At 77.4% G+C, this 18,686-nt stretch carries 15 protein-coding genes and 1 pseudogene; 11 read left to right on the top strand and 5 right to left on the bottom strand.

Features of this window, described 5'->3' with window-relative positions:
- Positions 1 to 153 precede the first annotated feature (153 nt).
- The 8 genes and pseudogenes from GTY84_RS10465 (at position 154) to GTY84_RS10430 (ending at position 10,788) form a co-directional block, all read left to right on the top strand.
- The gene (locus GTY84_RS10465) at positions 154 to 1,440 is read left to right on the top strand and encodes a glycosyltransferase (protein WP_161225872.1); all 1,287 of its coding nucleotides are present in this window, start codon (positions 154 to 156) and stop codon (positions 1,438 to 1,440) included.
- The gene (locus GTY84_RS10460) at positions 1,437 to 2,861 is read left to right on the top strand and encodes an exopolysaccharide biosynthesis polyprenyl glycosylphosphotransferase (protein WP_161225871.1); all 1,425 of its coding nucleotides are present in this window, start codon (positions 1,437 to 1,439) and stop codon (positions 2,859 to 2,861) included. The genes GTY84_RS10465 and GTY84_RS10460 overlap by 4 nt, the downstream gene beginning before the upstream one ends.
- A 5-nt stretch (positions 2,862 to 2,866) precedes the next feature.
- Positions 2,867 to 3,982, top strand: a pseudogene (locus GTY84_RS10455) (O-antigen ligase family protein); the annotation flags it as partial.
- Positions 3,983 to 5,019: 1,037 nt separating this feature from the next.
- Positions 5,020 to 6,687, top strand: coding sequence for a lipid II flippase MurJ (locus GTY84_RS10450; protein ID WP_202550495.1), 1,668 nt, complete (start codon positions 5,020 to 5,022; stop codon positions 6,685 to 6,687).
- Positions 6,662 to 7,414 (top strand): polysaccharide deacetylase family protein, encoded by a 753-nt coding sequence (locus GTY84_RS10445; protein ID WP_202550284.1) that lies wholly within the window; start codon positions 6,662 to 6,664, stop codon positions 7,412 to 7,414. Before GTY84_RS10450 ends, GTY84_RS10445 begins: the two co-directional genes overlap by 26 nt.
- A gap of 1 nt (position 7,415) precedes the next feature.
- A complete protein-coding gene (locus GTY84_RS10440; protein ID WP_161225869.1) occupies positions 7,416 to 8,567 on the top strand; it encodes a glycosyltransferase in 1,152 nt (383 codons plus the stop codon).
- 446 nt (positions 8,568 to 9,013) lie between these two features.
- The gene (locus tag GTY84_RS10435) at positions 9,014 to 9,649 is read left to right on the top strand and encodes a lipopolysaccharide biosynthesis protein (RefSeq protein ID WP_345943397.1); all 636 of its coding nucleotides are present in this window, start codon (positions 9,014 to 9,016) and stop codon (positions 9,647 to 9,649) included.
- Positions 9,646 to 10,788 (top strand): GNAT family N-acetyltransferase, encoded by a 1,143-nt coding sequence (locus GTY84_RS10430; RefSeq protein ID WP_161225868.1) that lies wholly within the window; start codon positions 9,646 to 9,648, stop codon positions 10,786 to 10,788. Before GTY84_RS10435 ends, GTY84_RS10430 begins: the two co-directional genes overlap by 4 nt.
- Positions 10,789 to 11,104: 316 nt before the next feature.
- Here GTY84_RS10430 and GTY84_RS10425 read toward each other — a convergent pair whose 3' ends face one another.
- From GTY84_RS10425 to rdlA, 4 genes are all read right to left on the bottom strand, one after another.
- Positions 11,105 to 12,157, bottom strand: coding sequence for a glycosyl hydrolase (locus GTY84_RS10425; protein ID WP_161225975.1), 1,053 nt, complete (start codon positions 12,155 to 12,157; stop codon positions 11,105 to 11,107).
- Between the two features lie 320 nt (positions 12,158 to 12,477).
- Positions 12,478 to 13,554: a chaplin family protein gene (locus tag GTY84_RS10420; RefSeq protein ID WP_345943387.1), complete on the bottom strand. Its 1,077-nt coding sequence runs from the start codon at positions 13,552 to 13,554 to the stop codon at positions 12,478 to 12,480.
- Between the two features lie 130 nt (positions 13,555 to 13,684).
- Positions 13,685 to 13,912: a chaplin ChpD gene (chpD, locus tag GTY84_RS10415; RefSeq protein WP_161225973.1), complete on the bottom strand. Its 228-nt coding sequence runs from the start codon at positions 13,910 to 13,912 to the stop codon at positions 13,685 to 13,687.
- A 290-nt stretch (positions 13,913 to 14,202) separates the two neighbouring features.
- Positions 14,203 to 14,595, bottom strand: a complete 393-nt coding sequence (rdlA, locus tag GTY84_RS10410) for a rodlin RdlA (protein WP_161225867.1) — start codon at positions 14,593 to 14,595, stop codon at positions 14,203 to 14,205.
- 261 nt (positions 14,596 to 14,856) lie between these two features.
- Here rdlA and rdlB point away from each other — a divergent pair, with 261 nt between their 5' ends.
- Positions 14,857 to 15,249, top strand: a complete 393-nt coding sequence (rdlB, locus tag GTY84_RS10405; RefSeq protein WP_161225866.1) for a rodlin RdlB — start codon at positions 14,857 to 14,859, stop codon at positions 15,247 to 15,249.
- Between the two features lie 153 nt (positions 15,250 to 15,402).
- Here the strand turns inward: rdlB and mmsA are convergent, their stop codons facing one another.
- Positions 15,403 to 16,905 carry a CoA-acylating methylmalonate-semialdehyde dehydrogenase gene (gene mmsA, locus GTY84_RS10400; RefSeq protein ID WP_161225865.1) on the bottom strand — a complete coding sequence of 501 codons (1,503 nt, stop codon included), beginning with the start codon at positions 16,903 to 16,905 and terminating at the stop codon, positions 15,403 to 15,405.
- 925 nt (positions 16,906 to 17,830) lie between these two features.
- On the opposite strand from mmsA, the gene GTY84_RS10395 reads away from it, so the two are divergent.
- A complete protein-coding gene (locus GTY84_RS10395) occupies positions 17,831 to 18,031 on the top strand; it encodes a MarR family transcriptional regulator (protein ID WP_161225864.1) in 201 nt (66 codons plus the stop codon).
- A 315-nt stretch (positions 18,032 to 18,346) separates the two neighbouring features.
- Positions 18,347 to 18,586, top strand: a complete 240-nt coding sequence (locus GTY84_RS10390) for a cation transporter (protein ID WP_161225863.1) — start codon at positions 18,347 to 18,349, stop codon at positions 18,584 to 18,586.
- The last annotated feature ends 100 nt before the right edge of the window (positions 18,587 to 18,686 follow it).

The raw sequence follows: 18,686 nt of genomic DNA, 5'->3' as shown, positions 1-18,686 counted from the left end.
CCGGCCGAGGCACTGTCCGAAGCTCCGAAAGGGCACGCCGGTCATGCACAGTTCACCGGTTCCGCCCGCCGGCGTACGCCGCGGCGCGGCCGGAACCGCGCGATGAGACGCGCTCCGTCGGCCCCCAGCACCCCCGCGAGCGAGGAGACGCGCATGCATCCGCCACCGACCGGGTCCCGGCCGAGGGTCCTGCACATCACCCAGCCGGTGGACGGCGGAGTCGCCCGCGTCGTCGGCGACATGACGTGCCGTCAACTGTTCGACGGGCTGGACGTCGTGGTCGCCTGTCCGGACGGTCCGCTCGCCGACCGGCTGCGGGCGCTCGGCGCGGACGTACGGCACTGGTCCGCCTCCCGGACGCCGGGCCCCGCGCTCGGGGCGGAGACGGCCCGGCTGGCCCGGCTCGTCGGACAGGTGCGGCCCGATCTGCTGCACGCGCACAGCGCCAAGGCCGGTCTCGCCGCCCGGCTCGCCGTGCGCGGACGGGTGCCGACGGTGTTCCAGCCGCACGCCTGGTCGTTCGAGGCGGTGGGCGGGACGGCGGCGGCGCTGGGGCTGGCGCTGCGCTGGGAGCGGTACGCGGCGCGCTGGGCTGCGCGGACGGTGTGCGTGAGCGAGGCGGAGCGGCGGCGGGGCGAGCGGGCGGGCGTGCCCGGACGGTGGGCGGTGCTCCCCAACGGGGTGGACACCCTCCTCTTCCGCCCGGCCGCGCCCGGGAGCGGGACCGGTACGGGCTCCCCGGCCGGCGCCGGTACTCCGGCGGGCGGCCCGGCCGGGGACGGGGCCGCCGGGCCGCTGGTGGTGTGCGTGGGACGGCTGTGCCGGCAGAAGGGGCAGGACGTGCTGCTCCGCGCCTGGGAGGCGGTGGCGGCACGGCTGCCCGGGGCCCGGCTGGTGCTGGTCGGCGACGGTCCCGACCGGGCCGCGCTCGCCGCGCGCGCCCCGGCGACGGTGCGGTTCGCCGGCGCCGTCCGCGACCCCGCCGACTGGTACCGGGCCGCCGACCTGGTCGTGCTGCCCTCGCGCTGGGAGGGCATGGCGCTGGCTCCGCTGGAGGCGCTGGCCTGCGGGCGGCCGGTGGTCGTCACCGACACCGACGGCGCCCGGGAGGCCCTGCCGAGGGCGCTCGCCGCGCACTGCCTGGTGCCGCCGGAGGACCCCGCCGCCCTGGCCGGCGCGCTCGTCGCGCTGCTCCAGGACGCCCGGCTGCGCGCCGCGCTGGGCCGCCGGGGCCGCGCCCACGTCCTCGCCGCGCACGATGTGCGGCGCACCGCCGCCGCCCTGACCTCCCTCTACCGCGAGCTGCTGCCCGCCGCCGCGCCTCCCGGCCCCCGGCGCCCGCCTCCCGGCCCCGCCGTCCGCCCGCCGCGCCCCGCCGCGCCGGGCGGGACGCGGCCCGCCGCCCTGTCCCCCGAGTGCGGGGAGAGCCCCCAGCCGTGACCGCGGAAAGCACCGTCCCCACCCCCGCCGGTGAGCCGCGGACCCTGGGTCCGTCGCCCGTGTCGGTGCTGGCCCCGCGCCCCGGCGCGGACGAATCCCGGCCGCCCGCCGGGCCCCCGGCGCCCCGCCCCGCGGCCGTGCTGCCGCTGCTCGCCGCCGACGGCGCCGCGGCCCTGCCCGGCGCGCTGGTCCTCGACGGCGCCCCGCACCGCTCGCTGCTGGTCGCCCTCCTGGCCGCCGGGGCGCTGCTGCTGCATCTCCGCCCCGCCCGGCGGCTGCCCGGCGTCCTGGACGAACTGCCCGCGCTGTGCGGGCGGATCGCGGTGCTGTGGCTGGCCCTGGCGGCGCTGCTGGCGGCGTACTCCCCGCCGAGCGCGCTGTCCGCGCGCACCCTGCTGCTCGGGTTCCTGCTGCACACGGCGGCGGCCTGCGCCGCCCGGGGCGCCGCGCACCGGCGGCACCGCGCCGCGCTGCTGCGCCGGCCGCGCGCCGCCCTCGTCGTGGGCCCCGCCCAGGCCGCCCAGCGGGTCGCCGCCGCCGTGCTGCGCCATCCGCGCTGCGGGATGCGCCCGGTCGGGGTGGTCGCCGACGGGCCGCGCGGCGCACCCGGCCTGCCGGTGCTGACCACCCGCGAGGAGGTGCGGCGGGCCGTGGTGCAGAACGGCGTCCGCGAGGTGCTGGCGGTGCGCCCGCCGGCCCCGGCCCGGCGGGCGGCCCTGCTGCGGATGCTGGCCGAGTCGGGCTGCGCGGTGTGGGAGGTCGAGGCCGACGCCCCCGCCGCCCCGGGCCGGGAGCGGCTCGCCGGATTCGCCTGCCGCCGGGCGGGCGACGGCACCGGGCGGCCCGGCGGCACCGGCAAGCGGGTCCTGGACGTGGCCGTCTCGGCGGCGCTGCTGCTCCTGCTCGCCCCGCTGCTGCTGGTCTGCGCCGGGGCCCTGCGGGTCAGCGGCGGCCCGGGGGTGGTCTTCCGCCAGGAACGCGTCGGCCAGGGCGGCCGGACCTTCACCCTGCTGAAGTTCCGCACCCACCGCCCGGCCGACGACCACGAGGCGGCCACCCGCTGGAGCGTGGCCGACGAGCGGCGCATGCCGTGGTTCTGCCGCTTCCTGCGCCGCACCTCGCTGGACGAGCTGCTCCAGCTCTGGAACGTGCTGCGCGGCGACATGAGCCTGGTCGGCCCGCGCCCCGAACGCCCCTACTTCGTCGCCCGGTTCGTCCGGACCCACCCCGGCTACGCCGCCCGCCACCGGGTGCCGGCTGGGATCACCGGCCTCGCCCAGGTCAACGGGTTGCGCGGGGACACCTCCATCGAGGACCGGGCCCGCTTCGACAACGCCTACATCGACGACTGGTCGCTGTGGCTGGACGTCTGCATCCTGCTGCGCACCGCCGCCGCGCTCGTCCGCCCCTCGGGGAGCTGACCGCCGTGAGCCACGCCGTGCCCCGGTGGTCCGCCGCGGCGGTCCGGCGCCCGCCGCCCGTCCTGGCCTTGGTGGCGGTCGTCGCGCTGCTCGCCCTGCCCGTCGCGCCGGGCGGCGGCGCCCATCCGGCCGACGTGGTCTCCGCGCTGGCGGTGCTGTACTGCGCGGTGCGGCTGGCTCGCGGGCGGCGGCGTCCCCTGTCCCGCCGGGCCGTCGCGGTGCTGGCGCTGCCGGTGCCGGGGCTCGCGCTGGCCGCCGCGGGCGCCTCGGCGGGCGCCGGGCCGGCGGGGTTCGGCCGCTACCTCCAGGTCTTCGTCCTCGTCCCGGCCGCCGTGCTGCTGCTGGTGCGCGACCGCCGGGACGCGCGGCTGACGGCCTGGTCCCTCGTGGGGCTCGCGCTCTGGCAGGGGGCCATCGGCGTGCACCAGTACGCCACCGGGACCGGCGCCTTCTACCGGGGCGCGCCGATCCGGGCCGTGGGCACCTTCGGGTCGCAGGACGTGATGGGGATGGCGACGGTGGTCTCCCTGGGCCTGGTCTGCGCGGTGGGCCTCGCGCTGGGTCACGCCCCCGTGCGGCGCAGGGCCGTCGCCGCCGGGTGCGCGCTGGTCCTGCTGCTGCCGCTGGCCCTCTCCTTCAGCCGGGGCGCCTGGATCGCGACGGCGGTGGCGTGTGCCGCGCAGGTGCTGCTGACCGGGGCGCGGCGGGCCCTGGCGGTAGGGGCGGCGGCGGTCGCGGCGGGCGTGGTGCTGGTCGGCGGCCTCGGGGTCGGCACGGCGATGCTCCAGGAGCGCTTGGACAGCATCACCCGGGTCGCCGACGCGCCCGACCGGTCCGTCACCGACCGGTACACCATGTGGGCGGCGGCGGTGGACATGTGGCGGGAGAGCCCGCTGACCGGGGTGGGCCTCAAGGGCTTCCCCGACCACCGGGACACCCACGCCTCGCTGGCCCTGTCGTCGGGCGGCGAGACCGACGGTGCGGGGACGGGCTACGTGCGGCAGCCGCTGCTCTCCCCGCACAACATGTATCTGCTGGTCCTGGCCGAGCAGGGGCTCATCGGCCTGTCGGGCCTGGCCGGATGCTGGCTGGCCCTCCTCGCCCTCGGCCTGCGGCGGCTGTACGCGACGGGGGCGCGCGCGGAGGCGGGGTCGGACGGCGGGGAGGCGGGAACGCGCCCCGGGGCCGGGGGCCACGGCGCTGCGGGGACGCCCGACGGCGCGGCGCCGCGGAGTGCGGCGGGGCGGCCCGCGATCGCGGGGGCACACGGTGCGGAGCGGGCCGGCGGAGCCGTGGGAGCGCCCGGGGCCGGGGCGTCGCCCAGTGCCGTGGCAACCTGCGGTGCCGTCGCGGATCACGGCGCCGCGAGGGGCCCAGGAGTCACGGGCGCGCCCCGTGCCGGGGGAACATGCGGCACCGGAGACGTGCCCGGCGCCCGGACGTCACCCGGGGTGCCCGGGAGCACGGGAACACCCGGGGCGAGACGAACCGAAGGGGTCTTGGGAGCACTCGGGCCCGTGACGGCGACCGCTGCCGTGGAGACCCGCGGGGCCACCGGAACCCACGGGCGGGCGGGAGCGCCCGGGGCCGTCGCCCCGCCCGGGGCCGTGACGGCCCTCGGCGCCACGGGGGAAGCCCGGGCCACAGGGGCCTCGCGCACCACGGGAGCGCCACGCATCACCGGGGCGCCGGACGCCACGGGGACGCCGGACACCACGGGGACGCCGCGCACCACCGGGACGCCGGACGCCACGGGGACGCCGCGCACCACGGGAGCGCCGGGCGCCACCGGTGCCCGCCGTGCCGGGGACGTGCCCGGCGCCATGACGGCGCCGAGTGCCCTGAGGGCGGACGGAGTCACCGGCGCGCCCCGTGCCGGGGGGACCCGGCGCGCCGAGGGGGCGCGCGGGGCGGACGGCTGCGCGCTGACCGCCTGCGGGCTGCTGGTCTGGCAGCTCACCGACTTCGCCTACGCCGACATCGGCGGTCCCTCGACCGTGCTGACGGCCGTCTGCCTCGGCCTGGCCGCCCACTGGGCGCTGGGCCCCCGGGAGGCGGCGTGACGGTCCCCCCCTCCCCCGCTCCTGCCGCCGCACCGCCCGGGACGACCGACGCCCCGGCCCCGGCCGGCCGCGCCGGCCGGTCCTCCGGGGACTTCCTGGCGCGGGCCGCGCTGCTGACGGCGGCCCTGTCGGTGGCCGGCTCCGTGCTGGGACTGGCCCGGGACCAGGCGCTCGCCCGGCTGTTCGGGGCCGGCAGCGGGACGGACGCGTTCCTGGTGGCCTGGACGGTGCCGGAGTTCGCGGCGACGCTGCTCATCGAGGACGGGCTGGCCTTCGCCCTGGTCCCGATGTTCAGCCTGGCCCTGGCCCGCCGTGCCCGGGACGGCGCCGGCGACCCGGTCCGCGCCCTGACCGCCTCCACCCTGCCCCGGCTGGCCCTCATCCTCTCCGCCGTCGGCGCCCTGCTGGCCGCCGCCGCGCCCTGGCTGGTCGGGGTCCTGGCGCCGGGGCTGCCCGACCGGGCGCTGGCCGTGGACTGCACCCGGCTCACCGCGACCTGCGTCCTGAGCTTCGGCCTGGCCGGCTACTTCAGCGCGGCCCTGCGCGCCCACCGCCGCTTCCTCGCCCCGGCGGCGATCTACGTCGCCCACAACACCGGCGTCATCACCACCATGCTCCTGCTGGGCGGCCGGTGGGGGGTGCGCTCGGCGGCGGCCGGGGTGGCGCTGGGCGGCTGTCTGATGGCGGCGGTCCAACTCCCCTCCCTGCTGCGGGAACTGCGCCGCCCCGAGCCCCCGGCAGCACCCGCGTCCCGGGCCCCCGGACCGGAGGACGGCCGGGCCCGGGCCACCGGCCCCCGGCACACGGAGCCCGACCCCGCGCGGAACGTCCCGGCCGTCCCGGGCACCCCGGGCACCCCGGGCACCCCCGCCGCCCGGCGGCGGCCGGCCGCCGGCCTGTTCGGCGCGGTCCTCCTCTTCGCGCTGTGCCGCCAGTCGCAGGTGCTCATCGAGCGGTTCCTCGCCTCGGGACTGCCGTCCGGGGCCATCTCCCACCTGAACTACGCCCAGAAGGTGGCGCAGATCCCGATGACCCTGTCGCTGATGCTGTGCACGGTCACCTTCCCGGTGGTGGCCCGCGCCCTGGCCGACGGCGACACCGCGGGCGCCCGCGACCGGGTGGAACGGGACGTGGCGGTGGCCGCGTTCCTGGTGCTGCTGGGCACGGCCGCGGTCGTCGCCTGCGCCCCCGGGATCACCCGGCTCCTCTTCCAGCGCGGGGCGTTCACCCCCGCCGACACCGCGGCCACGGCGGGCGTCATGCGGGTGTACGCGCTCGGGCTGCTCGGCCAGACGGTGGTGGGCGCGCTGGCCCGCTCCTACTTCTCCGCGGGCCGCGCCAGTTGGTACCCGCTGGGCGCGATGGCCGCCGGGATCGTCCTCACCGCCGGGACCGGGGCCGCCCTCGCGCCCTCCTGGGGCGTCACCGGCATCGCCGCCGCCAACGCCGCCGGGATCACCCTCTCCGCCGCGCTGCTGCTCGCCGGGACCGGGCCGCGCGGCGTCCCGCTCCGGGTCCGGCGCGTCCTGGCCGACCTGGGCCGGGCGGTCCCGGCGGCGGGCCTGGCGGCGCTGGCCGGGGCGGTGGCCGCCGACCGGGTCCCCGGCACCGCCCTCCAGGTCGCCGTCGGCACCGCGACCGCCACCGGTGTCCTGGTGCTGCTCGGCCGCCTCCTGCGGCTGCGGGGCCTCGCCCCCGTCCCCGTCCTCGTCCGCTCCGTCACGCAAAGGCTTCCGCATGGCCGCAACCGCAGCGTCCGCTGACGCCCGCCCCCGCCCCGGCGCGGTCCCCTGGGTGGCGATGTACCACTCCGTGGGCGACCGTTCCGACGACCCCTACCGGATCACCGTCACCCCCGAGCGGCTGGACGCGCAGCTCGGCTGGCTGCGGCGGCACGGGCTGCGCGGGGTGTCCGTGACCGAGCTGCTGGCCGAGCGGGCGCGCGGCGGCGGCCGGGGCCTGGTGGGGCTGACCTTCGACGACGGCTACGCCGACTTCGTCGAGCACGCCCTGCCCCGGCTGCGGCGCTGGGGCTGCGGCGCCACGCTGTTCGTGCTCCCGGGGCGACTCGGCGGCGTCAACACCTGGGACCCACTGGGTCCGCGCAGACCGCTGCTGAGCGCCGACGGCGTCCGGCGCGCCGCCGCCGAGGGCATCGAGATCGGCTCGCACGGCCTGGCCCATGTCGACCTCACCGCCGCGGACGACGCAGCGCTCCGGGCCGAGACCGCCGGGAGCAGAGCACTGCTCGCGGAGGTGACCGGTGCTCCGGCCGCCGGGTTCTGCTACCCGTACGGCGCGGTCGACGGCCGGGCCGTGGCCGCCGTCCGCGCCGCCGGGTACCGCTACGCCTGCGCCATCGACCCCGGCCCGCTGACCGGCCCGCACGCCCTGCCCCGTGCCCATGTCGGCCAGCACGACACCGCCGTCCGGCTGCTGCTCAAGACCCGGCTGCACCGGCTGCGCCGACGCCCTCCGGCGGGGGTGTGAGATGCGGGCCCTGCACATCATCACCGGCCTCGGCGTCGGCGGCGCCGAACAGCAGCTCCGGCTGCTGCTGCGGCACCTGCCGGTCGACTGCGACGTCGTCACCCTCACCGAACCCGGGCCGGTCGCCGCCGGGCTGCGGGCCGACGGGGTCCGGGTCGCCCACCTCGGCATGGCCGGCAACCGCGACCTGACCGCGCTGCCCCGCCTCGTCCGCCTGATCCGGCGCGGCGGCTACGGCCTCGTCCACACCCACCTCTACCGGGCCTGCCTCTACGGCCGGATCGCCGCCCGGCTGGCCGGGGTCCGCGCCGTCGTCGCCACGGAGCACTCCCTGGGCAACTCCCTGATGGAGGGCCGCCCCCTCACCCCGGGCGTGCGCGCCCTCTACCTGGCCGGGGAGCGGCTGGGCCGCACCACGGTCGCCGTCTCCCCCACCGTCGCCGCCCGGCTGCGCCGCTGGGGCGTGCCCGGCGCCCGCATCGAGGTCGTCCCCAACGGCGTCGACCTGGCCCGCTTCCGCTTCGACCCGGCGCTGCGGCTGCGCACCCGGCGCCGGCTGGGCCTGCCCGACGGGGCCTTCGTCGTCGGCGGGGTCGGACGGCTGGTGGCCGGGAAGCGGTTCGGCGTCCTCGTCGACGCCCTCGCGCTGCTGCCCGGGGACTGGCGGCTGCTGCTCGTCGGCGGCGGCCCCGAGGAGGAGCGGCTGCGCCGGGCCGCCCACCGCGCGGGGGTCCTCGACCGGGTCGTGTTCACCGGTGTGCGCCCCGGCGTCCCGGACGGCTCGCCCGGCCCCGGCCTGCCGGCCCTGGCCGCCGCCATGGACGTGCTCGCCTCCCCGTCCGCCGAGGAGGCGTTCGGCCTGGCCGTGGTCGAGGGCCTGGCCTCCGGGCTGCCGGTGCTCCACTCCTCCTGCCCCGCCGTCGAGGACCTGCCGCCGGACGCGGCGCCCGCCGCCCGCCGGGTCACCGGCGGTGCCGCGGAGTTCGCCCGCGCGCTCGCCGCGGTCCGCGCCGCCGGACCCCGCACCCGTACGGCCCCCGAGGCCGCCCGCCACTACTGCATCACCCGCAGCGCCGCCCGGCTGACGGACGTGTACGCCCACGCCCTGACACCCGCGGCGCGCCCGGCACCCCAGGGAGTCAGCCCCGTATGACCACCACCGGACCCACCGCCACCGCCGACGCCACCGGGAAGTCCGGGACCCGCGAGGGAACCGGGGCCGGGAAGAGGAGAAGGATCTGGTCCCGGGCCGGGCGCACGGCCGAGCCGCCGGCCGGAGAGGGGACACCGCCCCCGGCCGCGAAGGAAGCCGCAGCCGGAACCGTCCCGGCCCGGGACACGGACCCCCCGGCACGGGACACGGGCTCCCCGGCCCGGAGCAGGACCGCCGCGCCCCGGGGCAAGTCCGCCACGCCCCGGAGCGGGACCGCCGCGCCCCGGAGCGGGGCCGCGACACCCCGGGGCAAGTCCGCCGCGGCCGGCCCCGGAGCCGGGTCGGTGCCCTCTGCGCCCGCCGCCCCCGACCGCACCGCCTCCCCCGACCGTGCCGCCGTCCCCGCGCCGCCCGCACCCCGGCGGCGGCGCAGGCCGCCCCGCTGGATCCTGCTCCCCGCGGGCATCCTCGCCGGGGGTCTCCTCGGCGGCGCCCACGGCCTGACCACACCGCCCGAGTACACGGCCACCAGCTATGTCGTCGCCGTCGCCGCCGAGGGCGCCGACCCGGCCTCCGCCCTCGGCTTCGCCCAGGCCTACGGCCGGATCGCCACCCAGCTCGCCGTGCTGGGGGACGCGCAGGCGCGGGCCCGGGTGCCGGTGGCGACGCTGGAGCGGTCCGTGCGGACCTCCACCTCCCCGGACGCCCCGATGATCGCCGTCGCCGCCACCTCCACCCGCCCCGCCCGGGCCGTCGCCATGGCCGACGCCGTCTCCCTCGCCCTCACCGAGCACGCCGAGGCCGAGGCCGCCGACACCCGGGTCCGGCTGCGCCCGTTCGCCCGCGCCACCAAGCCCGCCGCCCCGTCCTCCGCCTCCCCCGTCCTGACCGCCCTGGTCGGCGCGAGCGCGGGCGGCCTGCTCGCCGGGCTCGCCCTGCTGGTCCGCCCCCGCCGCGCCCCGGCCCCGCCGGGCGGCCACTCCGCCGCCGGAACCGCCACCGGACCCGCCGTGCCCGGACCCGCCCCGGCACCCGCCGGACGTGCCGCCGCGACCGCCCCCGACGCCACCGCCCGGCCATGACCCTCACCCACGAACTCGTCACCGACGCCGGTGACTTCGCCGCCCTGGCGCCCGACTGGCGGCGCCTGTACCGGCGGTGCGCCGCCGCCACCCCGTTCCAGAGCCACGCCTGGCTGCACTCCTGGTGGCTGTCGTACGGCCGCCCCGGACGGCTGCGACTGCTCCTGGTCCGCGACGGCCCCGACCTCGTCGCCGCCGCGCCGCTGATGCGCGTCCACCGCCCCCTCCCGGCCCTGGTCCCGCTCGGCGGGGCCCTCTGCGACCACGGGGACGTCCTGCTGGACGACGGCCGCGGACCGGCCGCCGCCGCCGCGCTCGCCGGGGCCCTGTCCCGGGCGGCCCGCACCGCGCTGGTCGATCTGCGCGAGGTGCGGCCCGGCGCCGCCGCCGAGGCCCTCCACGAGCACTGGCGCGGCCCCCGCCGCGTGCGGGACGACTCGCTCTGCCTGGAACTGCCCGCCGTCCCGATGGACGCGCTGATCGCCCGGCTCCCCGCCGCCAGGGCCCGGCAGCGGGCCCGCGCCCAGTTGCGCAGGCTGGACGCGCTCGGCGTGAAGAGCCGCCCCGTGCTCCCCGAGGAGACCGGGGAGGCCGTCCGCCGCCTGCTGGAGCTGCACCGCCTGCAGTGGCGGGACCGCGGGGTGACCGGCGAGCATCTGCGCCCCCGGTTCCACGAGCACCTGGCGCGCGCCGCCGGCCCGATGGTGGCCGACGGGGACGCCGTGGTCACCGAGTTCCGGCTGGACGACGAGGTGGTCGCCGTCGACGTGACGCTGTGCTCGCCCCGGCTGGCCGGGGGCTACCTGTACGGCGCCCACCCCCGGCTGCGCGAGCTGCGCGCCGACGTGGCGGTGATGCTGCTGTCCGCCTGCGCCGGGACCCTCACCGGCCCCGGCCCGGAGGCGGACACCGGGGACCCCGGCACGGGTCCCGGCCCCCGTCCCGCCGTGCTGAGCCTGCTGCGGGGCAGCGAACCCTACAAGCGGCACTGGCACCCCCGCCCGGTCGCCAACCGGCGGCTGCTGCTCGCCCGGCGCCGCACCGCACCGCTGCTGGCGGCGGCCCTGGGCGGCGCCGCCGCCCGGCGGACCGTCCGGGGCCTGCTCCGCCCCGGGGAGCCCGCCTGCGGCGGGGACTGAGCGGCCGGGAGGCGGCGGGGACTGAGCGGCCGGGGGCGGAGAGCGAGCGGCGCGCTCCTTCCCCGGGCGGACCGACGGGACGGCGGGACCCCGCGGTCCGCCGGGACTCCCCGGAACCGGCCCGGCACCGGGGAATCCCGGCCGACCGGGACGTCCGGTGGGCGGTCCCGGCGACGGGGCGGCGCGGGCCGCGACGGTCCCTCGGGCTCCCCCTCCCCGCGGGCCGCGACGGCCTCCCGGCCCACCCCTCGGTGCGGGCGACGTGGGCCCGGCCGATGCCCCGCCCGGGCCCGGCTCCGCCCCGCCGCCACGCGGGCTACGTCCGCGGAACGTCGGCGCGGCCCCGGAGCGCGGCCCGGTAGACGGCGCTCGCCCGGGGGTTGTCGCCGCACTGCCAGACACCGTGCGGGCAGTAGTCGGTGAGCGTCTGGTAGAGCGGCCGGTGCTCGTCCATCCAGGCGAGCATCCCCCGCATGTACTCCGCGTTGTCGCCGTTGCGGAACAGCCCCCACTCCGGGTAGGAGACGGGCTTCCCGTGCGCCTTCGCGAAGTCCACGTGCGCCCGGAGGCCGTACGGCTCCCGCACCTGCTCCGCGAAGGGCATGCCGCGCGGCTGGTCGTAGGCGTCCATGCCGATGACGTCGACGACGGCGTCGCCCGGGTAGCACGCGGTCCAGGGCACCGCGTCCAGCCCGCGGCTCGGCGTGAAGTCGAAGCGGAACCGCTGGCCGGGCACGGCGCGCATGGCGGTGACGATCCGCCTCCAGTACGCCTTCCACGCCTCCGGGTCCGGGCCGCAGCGGTGGGTGTAGGTGATGCCGTTCATCTCCCAGCCGAGCACCAGCACGGTGTCCGGGACCTCCAGGGCGACCAGCCGCCGGGCCAGCGCCCGGAAGTGGTGGTCGAACTCCCCGGCCGCGCCCCGGCGGAGCAGCCGCCGCACCTCGCGGTCGCCGACGCCCTCCTCGTTCCGCTCCAGCATGGGCACGTTGAGGACGAGCGTCCGGTCGGCGCGGCCGGTCCGCCAGTCCGCCCAGAGGTCGAGGAAGCCGGGGGCGCCCTCGATGTTGCTCCAGCGGTCGCCGGGCAGATAGGTGCGGCCGACCCTCGGCTCGGCACCGCCCAGCCACCGGCTCAGCCCGGCCATCCGCGCGACGCCCCGGGAACCGTAGTCCAGATAGGCGCCGAAGTCCGGACCCGGCGGCCCGGCCGACGCCCCGGCGGGCGGCGCCCCTCCGTCCGCCGGGTCGGCCGCCTCCTCCGGCGCGCCCCGGACCGGGTCTCCGGACGCGTCCGACGGGAGGGCCACGCCGGAGGGAGGCCGAGGGGACCCGGCCGGTGCGTCCGCGCCGGTCAGGGAACCCGCCATCAGGGCGGCCACCGCCGCCAGCGCGCTCGCGGCCACCGCCCACGTGAGGCGCCTGCCCCCGGACCCGGCCCCGGTGCCCCCGGTCCGGTGCCGGCGGGGCACACTCGTTCCCCGATCCCCCATGTCCGCTCCTCTCCTCTGCTCGCCCGGCGTCCGTCGGCACCCCGTCGTCCGAAGCCCCGTCCTGCCTCCGGCGGTACGCCGGGGTCCGCGCCCGTACCGCGGCCGACGGGCGCGCCGCGGCCGGGCACGCGTCGCCCCCGGCCGGTGGTGCGGTACCGGCCGGGGGCGACGGGGGAATGGGGCCGCGGCCCCGGGGTTCAGCGGCGGGCGGCCACGCGGCCACGCCGGAACAGGATCATCCCGCCGGCCAGCAGCACGGCACCGGCGGCAGCGGCGCCCAGGGCGCCCTCGGTACCGGTCTCCGCCATGGCGGGCGGCTTGCCGTGCGGATGCGGACGCGGGTGGTGCGAGGGCGGGGTCTCCTCGTCGCCGTAGGAGGGCGGCTCCTCCTCACCGTACGAGGGAGGCTCCTCCTCGCCGTAGGACGGGGGCTCCTCGCCGTACGAAGGGGGCTCCTCCTCACCGTAGGAAGGCGGCTCCTCCTCACCGTACGAGGGAGGCTCCTCACCGTACGAGGGCGGCTCCTCCTCACCGTAGGAGGGAGGCTCCTCCTCGCCGTATGACGGGGGCTCCTCGCCGTAGGAGGGAGGCTCTTCCTCTCCGTACGAGGGCTTCTCCTCTCCGTACGAGGGCTTCTCCTCTCCGTACGAGGGCTTCTCCTTCTCCCCGTACGACGGCTTCTCCTCGCCGTACGACGGCTCCTCCTCGCCGTACGAGGACTCCTCCTCGCCGTAACCGGATTCGTTCTCGCAGGAGTTGCCGAAGGCCGGGTTCAGCGCGGCGATCACGTCGACCGTGTTGCCGCAGACGTTCACCGGGATCTCGACCGGTACCTGAGCGGTGTTCCCGGAGGCGACCCCGGGCGACCCGACGGCGGCGCCCTCGGCCGTTGCGCCGCCGCTGCGGTCGTCCTCACCGGCGGCGGTCGCGCCCCGGTCGGCGGAGCCGCGGGCCCCCTCCTCGGAGCCCTCGTCCTCGGAGCCGTGCTCCTCACCGTGGGCGGCGGAGCCCTTGTGCTCGGACCGCCCGTCGGAGGTGTTGGCGCAGGCGTTGCCGAAGGCCGGGTTCAGCGCGGCGGCCACGTCGACCGTGTTGCCGCAGATGTTCACCGGGATGTGGACCGGAACCTGGATGGTGTTGCCGGACAGCACGCCCGGCGAGTTGATGGCCGCCCCCTCCGCACCGGAGTCGGCGAAGGCGGGGTTGCCGCACAGGGACAGGACAGTCGTCGCGGCGGCCGCCGCGATCATCCCCCTGCTCAGGGTTTGTCGCACTCTAGTTGTCTTCCTGCTTGATGAGGTGGGTGACGGGCAGGCTGCGAAAAGGGGAAAAGGCCGGCCCCTCACCAAGCGAGTTGGCCAGGGGCCGGCCGTGGTCCAGCCCGGCGGCCGGTGGGAAACGACGTCAGTCGTTCACACACACGTTGCCGAAGGCCGGGTTGAGCAGACCGATCACGTTGATGCTGTTGCCGCACACGTTGATGGGAACGTGCACGGGAACCTGGATGACGTTGCCCGACAGCACACCCGGGGAACCGACGGCAACGCCTTCGGCACCCGCGTCGGCGAAGGCCGGGGTGGCCATGCCGAGGGCCATGATCGCGCCCGCGACGACAGCAGCGCTCTTCTTCATGAACTTTCCCTTCTCTGCGGTCATGCCTGATTGACGGCCGAAACCGCGCGAGCACAGCATTGACGGCTCGCACCATGACCAGCAGCCTGCAAACGAGGAATTGACGGCCGGAGAGATTCCGGAACGTGGGACACCCCTGAATTCACCCGGATGCTCCATGAGCCGGTATGACCGTACGTCCAGGAGAGCGACCGGGGCCGCCCCCGCTCACCCTGCGGGGACCCGCCCCGGAGACGACCGGACGGCCCGCGCGGAAGTCAGCGGGCCGTCCGGACCGGTCCGGATACGGCTCAGGCCTGGCCGTTCGCCGACAGCACCGACAGGTCCTCGAGGATGTGCGACAGGGCACCGTCCCGCTTGGCCTGCGTGGAGTTGTCCGAGCACTGCTGGTTCAGGTCGTCCGACAGGACGTTGACGTCCTGGATCGGGATCAGGTTGATGACGGCGGCGTTGACTTCCTCGACGCCCAGGCACGGCTTGTTCAGCGAGCCCTCGACCAGGGAGAGCTGGGGGCTCATGTCGCCCTTGGTGGACGCGTTGCCGAACGACGACACGGCGCCGTTGCCGTTGGCCACGTTCGGTCCGCTGTCGTCCCCGATGGCGAACGCCTGGGGGGCGGCTGCCGCCGACATGCCGATCACAGAAGCGGCGGCCGCCGCGGCGACCATAGCCTTCTTGAGCACTTCGGTTCCTTTCCTCGTAGCGACGCACTGTCCTACGGCCAGATCAACAGGGCGCGGGGTGAATGGTTGCGGGCGTTCACCCGGTTGGCCCTGTACGGGCGCACAGAAATCCAGGGATTCCGGGGGAATCCGGGCGCCCGCGGCGACCCGCACAGATTTCCCGTTGTCGACCGACGGAGTGAACGGGAGAAACCCGTACGGCCCCGCGGAGTTGACCAGGGGGCTCCGGTGGACGGGGTTTCTTCAGAAAGGACCGGCCAAATGATCAAGAAGGTTGTCGCCTACGCCGCGATCGCCGCCTCCGTCATGGGTGCCTCCGCTGCCGCGGCCCCGCAGGCTATGGCGATCGGCGACGACAGCGGCCCGAACGTGGCCAACGGAAACGCCGCAGCGCAGTACTTCGGCAACTCCGCGACGTACGGCAACATGAGCCCGCAGATGGCGCTCATCCAGGGCTCGTTCAACAAGCCCTGCATCGCGGTGAGCGACATCCCGGTCAGCGTCGTGGGACTGGTTCCGATCCAGGACATCCCGATCCTGTCGGACGACCTGAACCAGCAGTGCACCGAGAACTCCACGCAGGCCAAGCGCGACGGAGCGCTGGCGCACCTGCTGGAGGACGTCTCGATCCTGTCGACCAACGGCCAGGGCTGACGGACACCGCCGGGGGCGGTTCCGCCGGGATCTCCCGGCGGGGCCGCCCCTTCGCCGTGCCGGGAGGCCGCCGGGCGGCCGGGGCCCGCGCGGGGCACCCGGCCGCGGCGCTGCCCCGCCCCGCGCGGGCGGGACGGGGCAGCGGGCGGCGGGTCAGTGGTTGCGGGGGAAGCCCAGGTCGACACCGGCCGGGGCGTCGGCCGGGTCCGGCCAGCGGGTGGTGACGACCTTCCCGCGGGTGTAGAAGTGCGTGCCGTCATTGCCGTAGACGTGGTGGGCGCCGAACAGCGAGTCCTTCCAGCCGCCGAAGGAGTGGTAGCCCACCGGCACCGGGATCGGCACGTTCACCCCGACCATCCCGGCCTCCACCTCCAACTGGAAGCGGCGGGCCGCGCCGCCGTCCCGGGTGAAGACCGCCGCGCCGTTGCCGTACGGCGAGGCGTTGATGAGCGCCAGCCCCTCCTCGTACGTCTCCGCGCGCAGCACGCACAGGACCGGGCCGAAGATCTCGTCCCGGTACGCGCTCGCGGTCGTCGGCACCCGGTCGAGCAGGGAGACGCCGATCCAGTGGCCGCCCTCGTGGCCCTCCACGGTGTGGCCGGTGCCGTCCAGGACCACCTCGCAGCCCTCGGCCGCCGCGCCCGCCACGTAGGAGGCGACCCGGTCGCGGTGGGCCCGGGTGATCAGCGGGCCCATCTCGGAGGCCGGGTCGTCGCCGGGGCCGATGACGATCTTCTCGGCTCGCTCGCGGATGCGCTCCACCAGGTCGTCCCCGACGGAACCGACGGCGACGACCACGGAGACCGCCATGCAGCGCTCGCCCGCCGAGCCGTAGGCCGCCGAGACGGCGGCGTCCGCCGCGGCGTCCGGATCGGCGTCCGGCAGCACCAGCATGTGGTTCTTGGCGCCGCCGAGGGCCTGCACCCGCTTGCCGCGGGCGGCGGCGGTGGTGTGGATGTGGCGGGCGACGGGGGTCGAGCCGACGAACGAGACGGCCCGCACGTCGGGGTGGTCCAGCAGGCGGTCCACGGCCGTCCGGTCGCCGTGGACGACGTTGAGGACGCCGTCCGGCAGACCGGCCTCGCCGAGCAGCTCCGCGATCCGGTTGGCGGCCGACGGGTCCTTCTCGCTGGGCTTGAGGACGAAGGTGTTGCCGCAGGCGATGGCCAGCGGGAACATCCACATCGGCACCATGGCCGGGAAGTTGAACGGGGTGATGCCCGCGACGACGCCGAGCGGCTGCCGGATCGAGGCCACGTCGACACGGCCGGCCACCTCGGTGGACACCTCGCCCTTGAGCTGGACGCTGATGCCGCAGGCCAGGTCGACGACCTCCAGGCCGCGCGCCACCTCGCCGAGCGCGTCGGAGTGCACCTTGCCGTGCTCGGCGGTGATCAGTGCGGCGATCTCGTCGCGGTGCGCGTCCAGCAGCGCGCGGAACCTGAAGAGGACGGAGGTCCGGCGGGCCAGCGAGGAGCCGCCCCAGGCCGGGAAGGCCGCCTTCGCCGCGGCGACCGCGGCGTCCACCTCGCCGGCCGAGGCGAACGCGACCTCGGTGGTGACCTCGCCGGTCGCCGGGTCGGTCACCGGTCCGGACCTGCCCGAGGTGCCTTCGACGGTCCTGCCGCCGATCCAGTGGTTGACGATCTTCGTCATGACCGAGAACTCCTTCGCAGAGGGCGGCGACGGGACGGGGCGTGCCGTTCGTACGGTCACCTGCCGGAGCCGGTGGACGCCGGGCCGCGGCGGGGGCCGGGAGTCCATCCCAGCAGCCGTCCGCCCCGGCGCGGGGCCGACACAGTGTCTGCGGTTCGGGCGGCCGCGTAGACAGGTGCGGGGGTGCCGGCCGTGCGTATCCGGTCGGGTCGGACCCGAGACCTCCGGCGCGGGGCCGGGGCGGGCGGGGAGTCGGCGCTCGCACTTCGCTCCTGCCAGGGCGAAGCGGCCTCCCGCGCCGGAGGCGTTCCGGGTCCGGGCCTCGGCGCCCCGGCGGACCGGCGGCGGCGCCGGGTCCCGTCGGGACGGCCCGGGACGACGGGCGGCGAAGAGGACGGGGCGAGTGGCGCGCCCGCGGCGCACGGCGGCACCGCGGCGTTCAGGTCGTGCGCCATCGCGTTTCCCTTCGTACCCGTCCTTGGGTCTTCCCCGGTTTCTAGCGGCGCTCACCTTCTCTGTCAACGTTTTGTCCGGACATTCGGACGACATGATGCCGCCATCCGCCGGACATGTCCGGGACATGTGCCGGAGGGTGCCGCCGGTGCGCGCGGAGCGGGCACCGGGGTGTCCGGCGCGGCGTCAGGGCGGCGCGCACTCCGCCCGGTCGGGTGCCCGGGGCTGCCGGGTCAACCCGCCGCGCCCGGACGGGAGCGTCCGGCTTTGCGGTACTCGTGTCACAAAGAACCCCTTTGCGTCACACATGTCACGTGCGCGCGGTTTCCGTGTCACACCCGGGAACCGCCCGGGCCGTCCGCGGTGCGCGGCGGCCCGTCCGGCACAGGCTTGGTGACCGCCAGCGCAGCGCCCGGCTCCCACCGGCGACCGTCCCGGTCGCCGCCGCGGCGCGCGCGGGGAGGTGCGTCCCGTGACCGACCGACGGCTCTGGAGCTACAAGGACATCGCCGCCCACATCCGGGTGCAGCCGGACACCGTGCGCTCGTACCGAAAGCACGGCCTGCTGCCCGCGCCGGACCACGTGGAGGCCGGCAAGCCGTACTGGTACGCCGACACCGTGCGGGCCTGGGTGGCCGCGCGGCCGGGCAACCGGGGGCGGCGGACGGACTGAGGGCGGGGCGCGGACGGACCGAGGACGGGGCACCGGCCCGCGGGGCGGGGGCCCGCACGGGCCGGGGCCGGGGTCCGGGGCCGACCGGGGCCGGGGTCCGGGCCAGGGTCGGCCGGGGCCGGGGCCGGACGGGAGCCCTGCGGGGCCGGGGAGACCGGGGCCTCACCGTCGGCTCAGGGGGGACCCGTGAATCCGGAGGTACGGCGGGCACCGCATCCATACCCCCTAGGGGTACAGTGGAGATGTGCGGGCCCCCGCAGGACCCTCCTGCCCCAGGGGTACCCGTCCCGCACACCACCGAGGAGGAGCGACGACATGACCGCCCAGACCGACACCCCGGGCTCCATCACCACCGTCTACAAGGTGAGCGGCATGAGCTGCGGCCACTGCGAGGGCGCGGTGTCCGGCGAGATCTCGCAGATCACCGGCGTCGACTCGGTGAAGGCCGTCGCCGCCGCCGGCGAGGTCACCGTCGTCTCGCGGACCGCGCTCGACGACGAGTCCGTGCGTGCCGCCGTGGACGAGGCCGGCTTCGAGCTGGTCGGCCGGGCCTGAGCGGCGGGCACCGCACCGCGCCTCCCGCACCCCTCGTACCCCTCGCACGTCCCGGGCGCACCGGCCCTCCGGCGCACCCGGCATTCCCGCCGACCGGTCC

The organism is Streptomyces sp. SID8352, from assembly GCF_009862265.1.
Taxonomy (GTDB): Bacteria; Actinomycetota; Actinomycetes; order Streptomycetales; family Streptomycetaceae; genus Streptomyces.
Note: the sequence above shows the minus strand (reverse complement) of the source record. Positions and strands in the feature narration are given on the sequence as shown.

What these genes read in the sequence shown, in the direction of transcription:
- GTY84_RS10465 (WP_161225872.1), top strand. Translation starts at nt 154, where the DNA reads ATGCATCCGCCACCGACCGGGTCCCGGCCGAGGGTCCTGCACATCACC.
- GTY84_RS10445 (WP_202550284.1), top strand. Translation starts at nt 6,662, where the DNA reads ATGGCCGCAACCGCAGCGTCCGCTGACGCCCGCCCCCGCCCCGGCGCG.
- GTY84_RS10440 (WP_161225869.1), top strand. Translation starts at nt 7,416, where the DNA reads ATGCGGGCCCTGCACATCATCACCGGCCTCGGCGTCGGCGGCGCCGAA.
- GTY84_RS10430 (WP_161225868.1), top strand. Translation starts at nt 9,646, where the DNA reads ATGACCCTCACCCACGAACTCGTCACCGACGCCGGTGACTTCGCCGCC.
- GTY84_RS10425 (WP_161225975.1), bottom strand. Translation starts at nt 12,157, where the DNA reads ATGGCGGGTTCCCTGACCGGCGCGGACGCACCGGCCGGGTCCCCTCGG.
- chpD (WP_161225973.1), bottom strand. Translation starts at nt 13,912, where the DNA reads ATGAAGAAGAGCGCTGCTGTCGTCGCGGGCGCGATCATGGCCCTCGGC.
- rdlB (WP_161225866.1), top strand. Translation starts at nt 14,857, where the DNA reads ATGATCAAGAAGGTTGTCGCCTACGCCGCGATCGCCGCCTCCGTCATG.
- mmsA (WP_161225865.1), bottom strand. Translation starts at nt 16,905, where the DNA reads ATGACGAAGATCGTCAACCACTGGATCGGCGGCAGGACCGTCGAAGGC.
- GTY84_RS10390 (WP_161225863.1), top strand. Translation starts at nt 18,347, where the DNA reads ATGACCGCCCAGACCGACACCCCGGGCTCCATCACCACCGTCTACAAG.